The following is a 15,008-nucleotide window of genomic DNA, read 5'->3' as shown; positions in this document are numbered from 1 at the left end:
TTGCGGTTTGTTTTTTACACCCATTCGCTCGTTTCGGACTGGAACCACGGCAATGCGCATTTCTTGCGAGGGGTCATGCGTGACCTGGTACGCCGCGGGCATTCGGCGCTGGCGCTGGAGCCGGTGGATGCTTGAGCCGCACAAACCTGCTGGAGACGCAGGGACAGGCCGCAATCGACCGCTTCGCGACGGACTTTCCGGAGCTCGAGTCGCGACAGTATGGATCCGATTTCGACCACGAAGCCGCATTGGCAGAGGCCGATGTGGTCGTCGTGCATGAATGGACCGATCCGGCGCTGGTCGAGGAAATCGGTCGCATACGCGCTGGCGGGGCGAACTTTACCCTCTTGTTCCATGACACCCACCACCGGGCGGTATCGGCCGAGGGCGATATCGCCGGGCTGCAGTTGCGCGACTATGACGGGGTCCTGGCCTTCGGCGAGACGCTGCGGCAGCGCTATCTCGATGCCGGCTGGGGCAAGCAGGTGTTCACGTGGCATGAGGCGGCGGATGACGCGCTGTTTCACCCGATGCCCGAGATCGAGCGCCGGAAGAACCTGATCTGGATCGGCAATTGGGGCGACAACGAGCGCACGGCCGAGATCAGTGAATTTTTGATCGAACCGGCGGCGGCGCTCCAGCTTTCTGGGACGATCCGGGGCGTTCGATATTCAGAAGAGGCAATTGTGGCGGTGAAGCGCGCTGGGCTCCATTACGGCGGCTGGATTGCCAATGCCGATGCGCCCAAGGCTTTTGCCGCGCATAAGGTGACCATGCACATTCCGCGGCGGCCCTATGTGCAGTCGCTGCCGGGCATTCCCACCATCCGCGTCTTTGAAGCGCTGGCCTGCGGCATTCCGCTCTTGTCGGCGCCGTGGGAAGATGCCGAGGACCTGTTTCGCCCGGGCAAGGACTTCCTCTTTGCGCAAGACGGAGAAGAGATGCAGCGGCTGTTGCGCGATGTGATCGAAAACCGTGATCTCGGCCGCGAACTGGCGGCGAGCGGCCTCGAAACGATCCTTTCGCGCCATACCTGCCGGCACCGCGTCGACGAGTTGCTGGGCATTCTGGGTCAGGTGGGCACCGCCCGCGTCACCACACATCTCGACGATCTGGAGACTACGCCATGAAGATCGCCTTTTATGGATCGAGCATTCTTTCCGCCTACTGGAACGGCGCAGCCACCTATTATCGCGGCATGCTGCGGGCGTTGAGCGCCAAGGGCTATGACATCACCTTCTACGAGCCCGATGTTTACGACCGGCAGAAAAACCGCGACATCGATCCGCCCGATTGGTGCAAGGTCGTGGTCTATGAAGGCACGGTCGAGGCGCTGAAGCAGGTGGCGGCGGAGGCGCGCCACGCCGATATCGTCATCAAGGCGAGCGGGGTCGGCTTCGAGGACGATCTGCTGCTGGAACAGGTGTTGTCGCATGCCTCGCCGCATGCTTTGCGCATCTTCTGGGACGTGGATGCGCCGGCAACCCTGGCCGAGTTGCGCGCCAATTCGGAGCATCCGCTCCGCAAGGCGCTGGAGACGATCGACCTTGTCCTCACCTATGGTGGCGGCGAGCCGGTGATCGCGGCCTATCTGGCGATGGGGGCGCATGATTGCATCCCGATCTACAATGCGCTCGATCCGTCGACGCATTTTCCGGTCGAGCCGAATCCGAGGTTTGCTGGCGATCTCGGGTTTCTAGGGAACCGCTTGCCGGATCGGGAAGCGCGGGTGGAAGAGTTCTTCCTGGTGCCGGCCATCCGCACGCCCAAGCAGCGGTTCCTGCTCGGTGGTTCGGGCTGGGGCGACAAGGTGATGGCCACCAATGTGAGCTATCTCGGCCATGTGGGGACGGCGGACCACAATGCCTTCAACAACACCCCTAAGGCGGTGCTCAACATTTCTCGGGAAAGCATGGCAGAGATCGGGTTTTCACCGGCAACGCGCGTGTTCGAAGCGGCCGGTGCGGGCGCTTGCCTCATCACCGACTATTGGGAAGGCATTCCGCAATTCTTCCTGCCGGACCAAGAAATCTTGGTGGCGCGGGACGGCAAGGATGTTAGCCAGATCATGGCCGAACTGACACCGGAGCGGGCCAAGCAGATCGGCGCGGCGGCGCTGGAGCGGGTGCTGCGTGAGCATACATATGCGCATCGCGCCGAGGATGCGGACCGCGTGTTCCGCTCGGCGCAGCGGCGGCAGGTGGAGGCGGCTGAATGAGCGCGCCCTACGACATCGTCTTTGTCGGGCTGTCGCTCTCGTCATCGTGGGGAATGGGCACGCAACGACGTTTCGGGCGCTGATCCGGGGCTTGCGCACGCATGGGCAGCGGGTGCTGTTTCTGGAGCGCGATGTGCCCTGGTACGCGAATAATCGCGACATGCCGCATCCGGATTTTTGTACGCTCGCCTATTACACGAGCGTCGATGAGCTGATCGAGAAGTACGGGGTACAGCTCAAGAGCGCTGGGGCGGTGATCGCCGGATCCTATGTGCCCGACGGGGTGACTGTGATTGATGCGCTGGAGCGGCTGAAGCTCAAGAGCTGGCATTTTTACGACATCGATACGCCGGTGACCCTGGCAAAGCTTGTGCGCGGGGACGAGGACTATCTGGCGCGGCGGCAGATCCCGTTATTCGACAGCTATTTTTCGTTTTCGGGCGGGCCGACACTGGAGCGGCTGCAGACGGAGTTCGGCGCCAAAACGGCATTGCCGCTTTACTGTTCGGTCGATGCGGACCGCTATGGGCCGACCGGCGAGGCACCGGAATGGGACCTAGGGTATCTGGGGACCTATAGCGTCGATCGGCAGCCGATACTGGAGCGGCTGTTGCTCGAGCCGGCGCGGCGGCTGCCGCGGATGCGGTTCGTGGTGGCAGGATCGCAGTTTCCAAGCGACATCGAGTGGCCGGAAAACGTGGAGCGGATCGAGCACCTCCCGCCGGCCGAGCACCGTTCGTTCTACAATCGGCAGCGATTTACGCTTAACGTGACGCGTGTCGACATGGTGGCGGCCGGGTGGTCGCCCAGCGTTCGGCTATTTGAGGCGGGTGCTTGCGGCACGCCGGTCATCAGCGATATTTGGGAGGGGCTGGACCAGATGTTCCCGGCTGACTCGATCGTCTTGGCACAATCATCGGACGACGTGGTTCGGGCGCTGGAGCGGACCTCGGCTTCGGAGCGCAACGCCATGGCGGCTTCGGCACGGCGCTATGTGCTGGCCGAGCATACCGGGACCGCGCGTGCCGGGGAGCTTTTGTCCATGCTCGGCCATGAGCGATCGGCGATCCGTCCCTCGGCCTGAAAGGCGAATGCATGAGCGAAGAACGAAAGACGGTTTTGGTGGCGGGGGTGCCGGCTTCGTCGGGTCGCATCTTTGCGATGCATTGCTGGCAGACGGGCACCGGGTCATCTGCGTCGACAATTTTCAGACCGGGTCGGCGCGCAATGTCGAGGCGCTCGACAACCATCCCGACTTCAGCCTGATCGAAGCGGATATTTGTGAGGTCTTCGCGGTCGATAGCAAGCTCGACCAAGTCTACAACCTCGCCTGCCCGGCTTCGCCGCCGCAGTATCAGGCCAATCCGATCCACACGATGATGACTAGCGTCGTGGGCACGGCAAATCTGCTCAAGCTAGCCGAACAGCATGGGGCAAGCTTCCTCCAGGCATCGACCAGCGAGGTCTATGGCGATCCCGAGCAGCATCCGCAGCACGAGGATTATTGGGGCCATGTGAACTGTACCGGGCCGCGCGCCTGCTATGACGAGGGCAAACGGGCGTCGGAGACGCTGTGTTTCGACATGCTGCGCATGGGGCGGGTCGATGCGCGGGTGGTGCGGATTTTCAATACCTATGGGCCTCGCATGAGCCCGGATGATGGGCGTATCGTCTCCAACCTCATCATCCAGGCGCTGCGGGGCGATGACCTGACGATCTATGGCACCGGGGAGCAAACGCGCTCGTTCTGCTACGTGAGCGATCTCGTGGCGGGCCTGGTTGCGCTGATGAATGTTGCGCCCAATCCGGGTAAGCCGGTCAATGTCGGCAATCCGGGCGAGTTCACCATCGGTGACTTGGCGGGCCTAGTGCTGGAGATGACCGAGAGCCGATCGAGGCTCGTCCACCTGCCCTTGCCAATCGATGACCCGCAGCGGCGCCGGCCGGATATCAGCCGGGCCAAGGAAGTGCTGGGCTGGGAGCCGCGGGTGTCGCTTTCAGAGGGCTTGGCAATGACCATTCCCTGGTTTGCCGGCCAGTTGCGGAGCAATCCGGCGGTAAAGGGCCGGTCGCAGCACTCTTCGGCGGTGGCGGCTGCCTTGTAATTCTTCGGCATTCGTTAACGTCCGTTAATTGACGTTAAAGCTTTCCGCTTCCATGCTTGCGTGGCGGCGGAGGACTTTAATAATGGAACGACAATCCCAAGTTTTGGACGTGACGGTCGAGCAGGACGGGCATCGCTATCAGGCGAGTTACTTCGTCGAGCGTGATGTTATTCATGCGCAGATCGAGGGCAAGGTGATGGAGATGCCGCTGGGCCGGAAGCCCGCAGCGGAGACCGTCAAAGGACTGCTTTCGGGCTTTTTGCTGCAGCGCTCGCGACAGCTGCGGCATGTGAATGCCTGGGCCGGCAAGTAGCGAACGAAGTCGGCAGTAGCGCATTATCCTGCGGCAGGCACCACAGAGTGCCGTCAACAGGAGCGCAAGAATGGCCAAGGTCACCTATGAGATCGTCGAGCATGATGGCGGCTTCGCCTACAAGGTCGGCGACGTGTTTTCCGAGACTTTTGTCAGCCATGACGAAGCGCACAAGGCGGCGGAAAGCGCGGCCCAGCGCCAGCAGCTGAGCGGCGAAGACGAGCAGATCCTCTACGAGGAAGCCGATGGCACCTGGAAGGAAGAATTTGCTTCCGGCGGCGATCGACCGGACGCGGTGGTCGAGGACGAGCTCGAAGACGACGCGCCTTAAGCGGCGATATCCTGCATTCTGTCGAGGCCTTGGACCAAGGCGTTGTAGCAGCGCCGGTCGATGGCCTTGTCGAGATCCTTGCGCATGATGGCAAGGGCATCGGACACCGACATGGCCTTTCGGTAAGGACGGTCGGCGGTCAGCGCGTCAAAGACGTCGGCCGTCGTGACGATGCGGGTTTCCATGTTGATCTCGGGGATTTCAGACCGAGCGGGTAGCCCCGGCCGTCGAGCCGTTCATGGTGGCTGCCGGCGATGGTTGCGGTGTCCTTGAGCGCCACGATCTTGAGAAGGATGTTGCGGCCCATCTCCGGGTGGCGCTTGATCTCGGCCCAGTCTTCGGCACTGGGACGGCCGGGACTGTCGAGGATGGTGTTGGAGACGCCGAGCTTGCCGATATCGTGCAGCAGTGCTGCCCGACGCAGGGTGCGCCGGCTGGGTGCATCGTAGCCCATGTGCTCGGCTATAAGATCGGAGAACAGCGCGACGCGGTCACTGTGGCCGGCGGTATAAGGGCTTTTGGCGTCGACGACCTTGGCAAAGCCGGCGGCAATGTCGTCGAGATAGGACTCGTCAATTTCGCGCACGAGGCTTTGTGGTTCGAGCGCGCTGACGCGGTCGACAAGGTCATTGCTGCGCATGGCGGCCCAGATGTCAGGCCGATCGGCGAAGCTTTCAAGGGTTTCGACGAGGACCGGATCAAACCAGCGGCCTGAGCGGTCACGGGCTTCGGCGATCGCTGCAGAGGCGCCGCCGCGCATGAAGAAGACGTCCACGACCTGTGAGAGAAGCGCAATGCGCGAGAAGATCGAAATTTCTTCGCGCACGCGCCGCAGGGGCTGGCCGGTGCCGTCCCAATGTTCGTCGAGATCAAGAATGCCATTGGCGACGGCGTGGGAAAAGCGCATGGAGCGGGCAATATCGGCGCCGCGGTGACAGCGGGTTTCCACCAATTCGCGAGCGATTTCGCCGCCGTTGCGGGCAATGTGGACCATGGCTTGCAAACGCTCGATCATGCCCGAATTGCGACCGGTGTGGGCCACGAGAAAGCGCATGACCTCCGGCAGCCGCGTGTCGACGAATTTGTAGGCGCCTTTGAAGCTCAGGTCGTCAGTGAGGTAGAGGCGGCAAATGCGGGCGGCATTGGAGCTGCAGCCAATGTCCTTGAGCAGCAGCGTATAATAGAGGTCAGAGAGTTCCTCGGGCGAGAGGCCGATGCGCTCGCCCAGATGCATGCCGATCCAGCAACAGCGCAGCGCATGCCCCACGGGCTGGCCTTCGGTGATGTCGAGCGCAAGGCTGAGCGCGCCGACGACGTCCGAAAGGTGAATGGCTTGCGCTGCATGCATGTCGATTTAAGTCCCCGGCCCAGCATAAGCAGAAGCCGCTAATAATTCCTTTGAAGGACCTTTCCACTTGTGTGGTCCGGAGCAACGCGATACTGAACTATATGGTTCAGCTTCAGCATGCTCGTTTCGATACGTCCTTTGCCGCGCTTTCCGACGCCACGCGGCGGGGCGTGCTCGAACAGCTCGGGCGGTCCGACGCTTCGGTCAGCGACCTTGCCGACAAGTTCGGCATGACGCTGACGGGGATGAAAAAGCATATCGGCGTGCTCGAGCAGGCAGGCCTCGTGACCACCGAAAAGGTCGGGCGGGTGCGCACCTGCCGGCTAGGGAGCAGCCGGCTCGAGCAGGAAGTGGCATGGATCGAGCAGTACCGCAGGCTGTGGGACGCGCGCTTCGACCGGCTGGACAGGGTCGTGGAAGAACTCAAACGTCAGGAGAAGAATGATGAATGACAAGCCAATGGATAGCCAGACCGTGGTCAGACGGGTGTCGGACACGGAGGTCGCCGTAACCCGCACCTTCGATGCGCCGGCGCGGGTCGTGTTCAAGGCGTGGAGCAATGCCGAGCTCTTTGCCAAGTGGTGGGTGCCCAAGTCGCTCGGGGCGACGCTGCGTTCCTGCGAAATGGATGTGCGCACCGGCGGCACGTATCGGCTCGAATTCGGCGAGAGCGCCGAAACCAGCTTCGCGTTCCATGGCAAATATATCGACGTCGTGCCGTCCGAGCGGATCGTCTGGTCCAATGAGGAAAGCGAGGACGGCGCCGTATCGACGGTGACTTTCGTCGAGAAGGACGGCAAGACGCACCTGACCTTCAGCGAGACTTATCCCAGCAAGGAAGCGCTCGAAGCCAACCAGGGCGGGCTCGACGGCGCGCCGGAGCAGTTCGAACAGCTGGATGCGCTCCTGCCGACGCTTTCGTAAGAACAAGCGGGCCGCAGCCTTTGCCGCGGCCCCTTTAGTTTCAGCTGATGATCTTGTCGATCGTGAAGGGCAGCGTTCGGAGGCGCTTGCCGGTGGCGTGATAAATGGCGTTGCCGATGGCTGCTGCCACGCCGACGATGCCGATTTCGCCCAGGCCCTTGACGCCGATCGGATTGACCTTGTCATCGTGCTCATCGACGAAGATCACCTCGATGTCCTCGATGTCGGCATTGGCGGGCACATGATATTCGGCAAGGTTGTGGTTCATGATCCGGCCGGTGCCGTGATCGAACAGCCCTTCTTCGTGCATGGCCATGCCGACGCCCATGACCACACCGCCCAGGATCTGGCTGCGGGCGGTCTTGGGATTGAGGATCTTGCCGGCGGCGATGGCGCTGACGATGCGCTTGACGCGGGCGACACCCAATTGCTCATCCACCCGCACTTCGACGAAGACGGCGGAGTGGGTGTAGCTGATATATTTTTGCATCTGCAGCATGTCGGGTCCGGCCTTGCCGGTTTCCTCGACGGCATCCCACTGGGCTGCCTGCATCAGCTCGGCAACGGAGATGGTGGGGCCGGTGCCATCGGTCTTTTTCACCATGCCCGCTTCGACGCAGAGGTCGGCCGAGGCGATGGGGAGGAAAGCCTCGTGGTGGCGATTGGCGCGATGGATCAGCTTGGTCTTGATGGCTTCGGCCGCAAGATGGACGGCACTGCCGACGGAGGCCGCCATCCACGATCCGCCTTCCACCGGTGAAGTCGGAAGGTCGGAGGCGCCGATGCTGACCTTGACCCGGTCTATCGGAATTTCGAAGGCCTCGGCGGCGATCTGCGCCAGGATCGTATAGGTGCCGGTGCCGATGTCGCTCGCAGCGGTCAGCACTTCGACCGAGCCGTCAGCAAGGAGCCGTACCTTGGCTTCGGCCTTGTTGACCTGGGCATCCCAGAAACCACTGGCCATGCCATAGCCCACCAGCTCCTTGCCATCGTGCATGGAGCGTGGCGTCGGCTGGCGCTTGGACCAGCCGAAGTGCTCAGCACCTTCGGCATAGCATTCGCGGAGTGCCTTGCTGGTAAACTCCTTGTCCATGTTCTGGTCGCGCTCGGCATAATTGCGGAGACGGAGTTCGAGCGGATCGATGCCCGCGGCATAGGACAGCTCGTCCATCGCCGTTTCCAGCGCGAAGACTCCGGTGGCGGCGCCGGGGGCGCGCATGTCGCCCGGGGTGTCGGTGTTGACCTGGGAGAGCGTGTACGAAAACGCGGCATTATCGCACTGGTAGGCAAGGCCCGACCAATTGACGACGGCCTCCTGGTAGTCCTCGAACAGCGACGTCGCCTGCACGGCATGATGCTTGAGCGCCAGCAACTTGCCGTTGCTGTCGGCGCCGATCGAGAGCTTTTGCAGTGTGATGGGCCGGTAGCTGAGATAGAACATTTCGCGTCTCGAAAGCTCGAGGCGGACCGATCGTTTGAGCTTGAGCGCTGCCATGACCGCGAGGAAAAGCTGATAGCGTGGGCGCAGGCCGGAGCCGAAAGCGCCGCCGACATAGGCGTTGACCACCTTGACGTCATCGAGGTCGAAAACGGCGGAGACGAACTGCTGGGCATTCTGCGAGCCTTGCGTCTTGTCGTAGATGGTGAGCTTGTCGTTCTCCTCGTAGATGACCGTCGAGGCGAAGAGCTCCATCGGGTTGTGGTGTTCGCTGGGCTGTTCGTATTCGGCATCGACGCGGAACGCTGCCTCGGCCAGTGCCTGGTCGAGATCGCCGCGCGGCTCAGGCGGCGGTGGCACGCCCTCGCGCTTTTTGGGCGGCTCGTACTGGTCGGCCTCGGCGGCGTGGATATCGGTCTGGTGCGGCGCAACTTCGTAAAGGACGTGGACCACGTCTGCAGCGTTGCGCGCGGCTTCGAAGCTTTCGGCGATAACGAGAGCGATGGGCTGCCCGTCGTAGAGGATGCGGTCGGAATGGAGCGGACGGAATGGGTGGCCAGGAGGGGCGGTGTCATCCTGCCAATCGCGATCCCACCAGGAGACGCCCTGCCGATCGAGATGGGTGAAGATCTGGACGACGCCGGGCATTGCGCGGGCTTCGCGCGTGTCGATGGCAACGATGCGACCGGCGGCGATGGTGCTGACGACGACATAGCCGTGCAGCAATTCGTTGGCTTGGTATTCGGCGGCGTATCTGGCCGCACCGGTGACCTTGAGCCTACCGTCGACGCGGTTGCGGGGCTGGCCGATGTGAGAAACCGAGGGGGCCATCAGAACACCACCTTTGCGGACTGATCCTGCGGGGTACCGGCGTGTGCCTGCTCAAGGGCACGGACGATGGCGCGGGGGCCAGATCGAGCTTGAAGTCGTTTTGTCCATGGCCGGTCGCGCCTTCGAGCAACGCCGCGGCGAAGGCTTCGAAGGTCTGCCTTGTAGCGGGACGGCCGGCGAACTCCCCTTCGACATCCTTGCGGCGCCAAGGCTTGTGCGCAACGCCGCCCAGGGCCACGCGCAGCTCGTCGATGGTGTCGCCTTCGAGCCTGATGGCAGCGGCGACGGATACAAGGGCGAAGGCGTAAGACTGGCGGTCACGCAGCTTAAGATAAGTGTGGTGCTGGCCAAACTTTTGGGGGCGCACGGAGATGGCGGTGACGATCTCGCCACGCTCCATGGTGTTGTCCAGGTCCGGACGATCGCCGGGAAGACGATGGAAATCGTCGAACGGAATCTGCCGCTCTCCCGCGGGGCCTTCGACCCTCACCACCGCATCGAGGGCAGCGAGAGCGACAGCCATGTCGGAGGGGTGCGTTGCAATGCAGTCCGGACTTTCGCCGAGGATGGCGTGGATGCGATTAACGCCGTTTAGTGCGCCGCAGCCGGAGCCTGGGCGCCGTTTGTTGCAGGGCGTCGAGGGATCGTAAAAATAATAGCAGCGGGTGCGCTGGAGAATATTGCCGCCATTGGTTGCGGCATTGCGCAATTGCGCGGAGGCAGCGGCGAGGATAGCGCTGGAGAGCAGCGGCCAACCGGATTCGACGTCGGGATGGTAGGCGGTATCGGCATTGGCGGCGAGGGCGCCAAGGTGGAGGGTCCCCTCCCCGTCCACCGCGATGCCGCGAAGATCGAGGCCGTTGATATCGATGACGGTGCCGGGACGGGTGACGTCATATTTCATCAGGTCGACGAGATTGGTGCCGCCGGCGATGACCTGCGCGGAAGGATCGGCAGCGAGCGCGGCTGCGGCTTCGGCGATGGTTTGCGGCCGGGAATAGCTGAAACGCATCATGGCGTGGGCGCCTTCGCGGTCTGGTCGAGCACGCTCTGGACGGCATCGACGATGTTTGTGTAGGCGCCGCAGCGGCAGATATTGCCGCTCATCAGTTCGCGGATTTCATGGCGTTCATGGGCGTGGCCTTCGTTAACGAGGCCGACGGCGGAGCAAATCTGGCCCGGCGTGCAATAGCCGCACTGGAAAGCGTCGTGTTCGACAAAGGCCTGCTGCATGGGGTGGAGGTCGTCGCCGGTGGCAAGGCCCTCGATGGTCGTGATCTCGGCGCCGTCCTTCATGACCGCCAGCGTCAGGCAGGAATTGATGCGCTTACCGTCGATCAAGACGGTGCAGGCGCCGCACTGGCCATGGTCGCAGCCTTTCTTGGTGCCGGTCTTGCCGAGCGGGCCGCGCAACAGATCGAGCAGGGTCGTCCAGGGATCGACGATGATGGAGCGCTCGGCGCCGTCAATGGTCAGGGAAATCGTGTGCGTGCCCGTCTCGGGCGCGACGGCTTCGGGCATCTCAACATGTCCTTGCGTGTGGCGTCGGAGAGCGAACGGGCCACCCACAAGCTTCGTTCCGCCGCAAGGGTTGGAGGCTAGGGCACCAGGCGGTAGCCGACGCCCATTTCGTTGAGCAGATGGCGCGGGGTTTTGGGATCGGCTTCGAGCTTGGCGCGGAGCTGGCCGATGACGACGCGCAGGTACTGGACATCGTCGCCATGGGCGGCGCCCCAGATCTGGGTCAGAGCCTGGCGATGGGTAACGACCTTTTCTGCATTGGCGGCAAGAAGCGCGAAAAGGTCGAACTCCTTGGGCGTCAGATGCACTTCGGTTTCGTCGAGGGTGACGCGGCGATGATCGAGGTCGAGCAGGATAGTGCCGAAGCGCAGCCGGGACTTGGTGACTTCCGCCGGCGTTTGACGAAGGGCGACGCGGATGCGGGCGAGGAGTTCGCCGATGCCGAAGGGTTTTTCGACATAGTCGTTGGCGCCCAGATCGAGGGCTTCGATCTTTTCCGTTTCCCCATCGCGGGCCGACAAGACGATTATGGGCACGCCGGAAAAGGCGCGCACGGTTTCGATCACGACCTTGCCGTCGCCATCGGGCAGGCCAAGGTCGAGCACGATCAGCGCGGGGGCGCGGGTGGCAGCGAGGCGCTTGGCTTCTGCGGCGGTGGCGGCGGTTTCGACATCGAAGCCGGCGGCGATGAGGGCGGGCTTCAGGAAGCGCTGGATCTGCGGTTCGTCGTCGACCACCAGAATGCGTTGCAGCATCAGCTGTCCTTTTCGGCAAGCGGCAGGCGCAGGGTGAAGCGGGTGCCGCGCTTGCGGATGGCGGGGCTCGTGGCCTTGATGCTGCCGCCCATCGCGGTCATCAGCCCACGCGCGATGGAAAGGCCAAGCCCGGTGCCGGCGGGGCGGCCATCGCCTTTGGCGCGACGGTAGAACTTTTCGAAGATCTTTTCGAGATCGGCCTCGGGAATGCCCTTGCCGGTATCGGTGACGGAGATGGCGGCCAGCTTGCCTTCGGCTTTGGCGAACACGGCGACCGGCTGGTCGGCCCCGCCGTATTTGCGGGCATTATCGAGGAGGTTGAAGAGCACCTGTTCGAGGAGGGTGGCATCGCCCAAGGCATGCGGCAGGTCGGGCGCGATGCTGAGCTCGACTTGAAGGTCGGGGTGAAGGCGCCTGGCGCGGGCCGTGGCGGCGTCAATAATGGTGGGGAGATCGATGGGCTCGCGGCGGGCTTTGACGATGCCGGCTTCGATGCGGGTCATTTCGAACAGATTGGCGACGAAGCGGTTGAGGCGACCGGACTCTTCTTCGATGGACAGAAGGAGGTCGTCGCGGGTTTCGGCGGGCAGTTTGTCGCCGAGCTGGCGAAGGGTGGTGATGGCGCCGGTGATGGACGCCAGCGGCGTGCGCAGGTCGTGCGAGAGCGAGGAAAGAAGAGCGGCCTGCACCTTTTCGCCTTCGCGCGCCACCGAGGCCTGGGCACTTTCGCGGCTGAGGCGGGCGCGATCGAGGGCAATGGCGGCCTGGTCGAGCAGCGCGATCCAGGTGCGCTCGTCATCGGCGGGGAGCGGCGCGTCACCCGGCCCCATGCGCAAAGCGGCGACGCCGAGGATTCGCTGCGCCGAGACGATGGGGCGGAAGAGGTAGCGCACTTGCGGCAAGGTGCCGGTCAGAAAGCCGGCGGGTTCGCGTTTGTCGAAGGCCCACCGCGCGGCAGTAAGTTCGGTTGGGTCGAGCGTCTGGTCGGGTGGCCAGGCGGAGGTAGGGACAAGTTCTCCGTCCTCGTTTGCGGCCAAGACTACAACGGAGCGGGAAAGACTGGACTGGAGGTGGCTGGCTATGGCGTCGAGTACGCTATCGAGCCCATGCGCACCCGAGAGCTTGCGGGAAAAATCGAGCAGCGCCTGCGATTGTCGCGCCTGCTGGCGGGAGAGGTCAGCCTGTTCGCGCAAGCGCGCGGCGAGCTGGCCTGAGGCAAGCGCCACGGCAATGAAGATCACCAGCGACAATAGTTCCTGCGGCTGCGCGACGGTCAGCGCGCCGGTCGGCTCGATGAAAAAGAAGTTGTAGGCGACAAAGGACAGGCCGGCCGCAAGCAGCGCCGAGAAACGCCCGGCGATCACAGCCGACAGCAGGACAGCTGCGAGGTAGAGCATCGAGAGGTTCTGCAGCGCGACGAGGGCGTTGATGCCGAGGCCGAACAAGGTGGTGGCGCCTACCGAGAAGAAGGGCAGTCCAAGGGTCAACGCCCATTCTGGAAGGCTTAAAGTCTTGCGCGACTTGCGCGTCTGCGGCTGCGGCTCGCCCGGAACGACGTGAACACCGATATCGCCGGCTCGGCGCAGGACGGCGTCGGGCAAGGAGCGGCGGAGCCAGCGCCGGCCGGCGGGTCGGCCGATGACGATCTGGGTGATGTGCTCGCGCCGGGCAAGTCGCAGGATGGCTTCGACGAAGTCGGCGGCGGTCTCGCGGCGTGTTTCGGCGCCAAGGCGCTCGGCCAGACGCAAATTTTCTTCGAGCCGCTCGGCATCGGTGGGTGACGGCAGGGCGGCGCCGGGGCGCGCCATGGAGACGACCAGCCAGCGGGCATTAAGGCCGGATGCGAGGCGGCTGGCGATGCGGACGACTTTTTCGGACATCTGGTCGGGACCGACACAAACGAGCAAGCGTTCGCCGGTGGCCCAGGGTCCATCGACGGCGCTTTGGCGAAGAAAGTCGACCATCTGGTCGTCGACGCGGTCGGCAGCACGACGCAAGGCAAGCTCGCGCAGCGCGGTCAGCGTCGCAGGCTTGAAGAAGCCACCCACGGCTCGGGCGGCGTTGTCGGGCAGGTAGATCTTGCCGGCATGGAGGCGCTCGATGAGCTCGGCAGGCGGCAGGTCGACAAGGACGATCTCGTCGGCACTCTTGAGCACGATATCGGGGATGGTTTCGCGCACGGGCACGCCGGCGATGCGGACAACGAGATCGCTGAGGCTTTCAAGATGCTGGATGTTGAGGGCGGTCCAAATGTCGATGCCGGCGGCAATCAATTCGGCGATGTCCTGGTGGCGCTTGGGGTGGCGCGCGCCGACTTTGTTGGAGTGGGCGAGTTCGTCAACGATGAGCAGCCCAGGCCGGCGGGCAAGCGCGGCATCGAGATCGAACTCGCCATAGGCGGTGTTTTCGAGGCGCTGCAAAGTTTCGATTCCTTCGGCCAAACGAGCCGTCTCGCCGCGGCCGTGGGTTTCGACGAGGCCGATGACCACGTCGGTGCCGGCGGCCCTGAGGGCCCGAGCACGCTCCAGCATAGCATAGGTCTTGCCGACGCCGGGTGCAGCGCCGAGAAAGATTGTCAGCTTGCCGCGGCTTTCGCGCGCGGCAAGCTGGAGCAAGGCCTTGGGATCGGGCCGATCTTTTTCGGTTTGGCGAACCATCTTAGTTCCGGAGAGGCGCGGCCTCGTCCAGCGCCAGATTAAGGCGCAGTACGTTGACGCGCGGTTCACCGAAGATAGCAAAAGCGGGAGCTTCGGTCACATCGGCGAGCACGGATAAGATGACCGAGGCGTCAACGCCGCGGGCAGTCGCGACGCGCTCGACCTGTGCTGCAGCATTTTGGGGGTGATGTGCGGGTCAAGGCCGGAGCCGGAGGTCGTCACCGCATCGGCGGAGGCGGTGGGTTTGCCGGTAGCAGTGACCGCCTCCCCTACCCGCTCGATTAATGCTGCCCCGGTTGGCCCGACGTTCGAGCCGCTGGAGGCAGCGGCATTGTAGGCATCCGGTCCGGTGGCCGAGGGGCGCGGCCAGAAATATTGCGGCTGGCTGAAATTTTGACCGATTAGGTCGGAGCCGATGATTGTTCCTTCGTCGATGACGCGGCTTCCATTGGCCTGAGCCGGGAATGCGACCTGCGCAGCGCCGGTAATCGCGAGCGGGTATAAAAGCCCGGTCACGGCCGAGAGCAGGCCGAAAAGGACGATGGCGGGGCGGATTTGAGTAAGCAT

General features: G+C 63.4%; 10 protein-coding genes and 5 pseudogenes. 8 read left to right on the top strand and 7 right to left on the bottom strand.

Going from position 1 to position 15,008, the window contains the following annotated elements; all coding sequences use genetic code 11:
- From G5575_RS13935 to G5575_RS13910, 6 genes and pseudogenes are all read left to right on the top strand, one after another.
- Positions 1–1,130, top strand: a pseudogene (locus G5575_RS13935) (CgeB family protein).
- Entirely contained in the window at positions 1,127–2,218 is a 1,092-nt protein-coding gene (locus tag G5575_RS13930; RefSeq protein ID WP_164534860.1) for a CgeB family protein, read from the top strand. The pseudogene G5575_RS13935 and the gene G5575_RS13930 overlap by 4 nt, the downstream one beginning before the upstream one ends.
- Positions 2,215–3,302, top strand: a pseudogene (locus tag G5575_RS13925) (CgeB family protein). Before G5575_RS13930 ends, G5575_RS13925 begins: the two are co-directional and overlap by 4 nt.
- A gap of 7 nt (positions 3,303–3,309) precedes the next feature.
- Positions 3,310–4,323, top strand: a complete 1,014-nt coding sequence (locus tag G5575_RS13920) for a UDP-glucuronic acid decarboxylase family protein (protein ID WP_164534859.1) — start codon at positions 3,310–3,312, stop codon at positions 4,321–4,323.
- Positions 4,324–4,405: 82 nt separating this feature from the next.
- On the top strand, positions 4,406–4,636 hold the full coding sequence (locus G5575_RS13915; protein WP_164534858.1) for a hypothetical protein: 231 nt from the start codon (positions 4,406–4,408) through the stop codon (positions 4,634–4,636).
- A gap of 70 nt (positions 4,637–4,706) precedes the next feature.
- Positions 4,707–4,967 carry a hypothetical protein gene (locus G5575_RS13910; RefSeq protein WP_164534857.1) on the top strand — a complete coding sequence of 87 codons (261 nt, stop codon included), beginning with the start codon at positions 4,707–4,709 and terminating at the stop codon, positions 4,965–4,967.
- On the opposite strand, the pseudogene G5575_RS13905 reads toward G5575_RS13910, so the two are convergent.
- Positions 4,964–5,874: pseudogene (locus tag G5575_RS13905) on the bottom strand (HD-GYP domain-containing protein). The gene G5575_RS13910 and the pseudogene G5575_RS13905 sit on opposite strands and share 4 nt — an antisense overlap.
- A 542-nt stretch (positions 5,875–6,416) precedes the next feature.
- Between G5575_RS13905 and G5575_RS13900 the strand changes: the two are divergent.
- On the top strand, positions 6,417–6,767 hold the full coding sequence (locus tag G5575_RS13900; RefSeq protein WP_164534856.1) for an ArsR/SmtB family transcription factor: 351 nt from the start codon (positions 6,417–6,419) through the stop codon (positions 6,765–6,767).
- Positions 6,760–7,239 carry an SRPBCC domain-containing protein gene (locus tag G5575_RS13895; protein WP_164534855.1) on the top strand — a complete coding sequence of 160 codons (480 nt, stop codon included), beginning with the start codon at positions 6,760–6,762 and terminating at the stop codon, positions 7,237–7,239. Before G5575_RS13900 ends, G5575_RS13895 begins: the two co-directional genes overlap by 8 nt.
- Before the next feature lie 40 nt (positions 7,240–7,279).
- On the opposite strand, the gene G5575_RS13890 is transcribed toward G5575_RS13895, so the two are convergent.
- The 6 genes and pseudogenes from G5575_RS13890 to kdpC all read right to left on the bottom strand — a co-directional run bounded on the left by G5575_RS13890 (position 7,280) and on the right by kdpC (position 15,008).
- Complete coding sequence (locus G5575_RS13890; RefSeq protein WP_164534854.1) at positions 7,280–9,508, bottom strand: xanthine dehydrogenase family protein molybdopterin-binding subunit; 2,229 nt, start codon at positions 9,506–9,508, stop codon at positions 7,280–7,282.
- Positions 9,508–10,523, bottom strand: a pseudogene (locus tag G5575_RS13885) (FAD binding domain-containing protein). Before G5575_RS13885 ends, G5575_RS13890 begins: the two are co-directional and overlap by 1 nt.
- On the bottom strand, positions 10,520–11,029 hold the full coding sequence (locus tag G5575_RS13880; RefSeq protein WP_164534853.1) for a (2Fe-2S)-binding protein: 510 nt from the start codon (positions 11,027–11,029) through the stop codon (positions 10,520–10,522). The pseudogene G5575_RS13885 and the gene G5575_RS13880 overlap by 4 nt, the downstream one beginning before the upstream one ends.
- A 77-nt stretch (positions 11,030–11,106) precedes the next feature.
- Positions 11,107–11,787, bottom strand: a complete 681-nt coding sequence (locus tag G5575_RS13875; RefSeq protein WP_164535116.1) for a response regulator — start codon at positions 11,785–11,787, stop codon at positions 11,107–11,109.
- Positions 11,784–14,441 (bottom strand): sensor histidine kinase, encoded by a 2,658-nt coding sequence (locus G5575_RS13870; RefSeq protein WP_164534852.1) that lies wholly within the window; start codon positions 14,439–14,441, stop codon positions 11,784–11,786. Before G5575_RS13870 ends, G5575_RS13875 begins: the two co-directional genes overlap by 4 nt.
- 1 nt (position 14,442) lies before the next feature.
- Positions 14,443–15,008: pseudogene (gene kdpC, locus G5575_RS13865) on the bottom strand (potassium-transporting ATPase subunit KdpC).

The sequence above is a fragment of the Devosia aurantiaca genome (assembly GCF_011058215.1).
Classification (GTDB): domain Bacteria; phylum Pseudomonadota; class Alphaproteobacteria; order Rhizobiales; family Devosiaceae; genus Devosia; species Devosia aurantiaca.
This window is presented reverse-complemented; position numbering and strand designations above follow the sequence as displayed.

What these genes read in the sequence shown, in the direction of transcription:
- G5575_RS13915 (WP_164534858.1), top strand. Translation starts at nt 4,406, where the DNA reads ATGGAACGACAATCCCAAGTTTTGGACGTGACGGTCGAGCAGGACGGG.
- G5575_RS13920 (WP_164534859.1), top strand. Translation starts at nt 3,310, where the DNA reads ATGCATGAGCGAAGAACGAAAGACGGTTTTGGTGGCGGGGGTGCCGGC.
- G5575_RS13910 (WP_164534857.1), top strand. Translation starts at nt 4,707, where the DNA reads ATGGCCAAGGTCACCTATGAGATCGTCGAGCATGATGGCGGCTTCGCC.
- G5575_RS13930 (WP_164534860.1), top strand. Translation starts at nt 1,127, where the DNA reads ATGAAGATCGCCTTTTATGGATCGAGCATTCTTTCCGCCTACTGGAAC.
- G5575_RS13895 (WP_164534855.1), top strand. Translation starts at nt 6,760, where the DNA reads ATGAATGACAAGCCAATGGATAGCCAGACCGTGGTCAGACGGGTGTCG.
- G5575_RS13900 (WP_164534856.1), top strand. Translation starts at nt 6,417, where the DNA reads ATGGTTCAGCTTCAGCATGCTCGTTTCGATACGTCCTTTGCCGCGCTT.
- G5575_RS13880 (WP_164534853.1), bottom strand. Translation starts at nt 11,029, where the DNA reads ATGCCCGAAGCCGTCGCGCCCGAGACGGGCACGCACACGATTTCCCTG.
- G5575_RS13870 (WP_164534852.1), bottom strand. Translation starts at nt 14,441, where the DNA reads ATGGTTCGCCAAACCGAAAAAGATCGGCCCGATCCCAAGGCCTTGCTC.
- G5575_RS13890 (WP_164534854.1), bottom strand. Translation starts at nt 9,508, where the DNA reads ATGGCCCCCTCGGTTTCTCACATCGGCCAGCCCCGCAACCGCGTCGAC.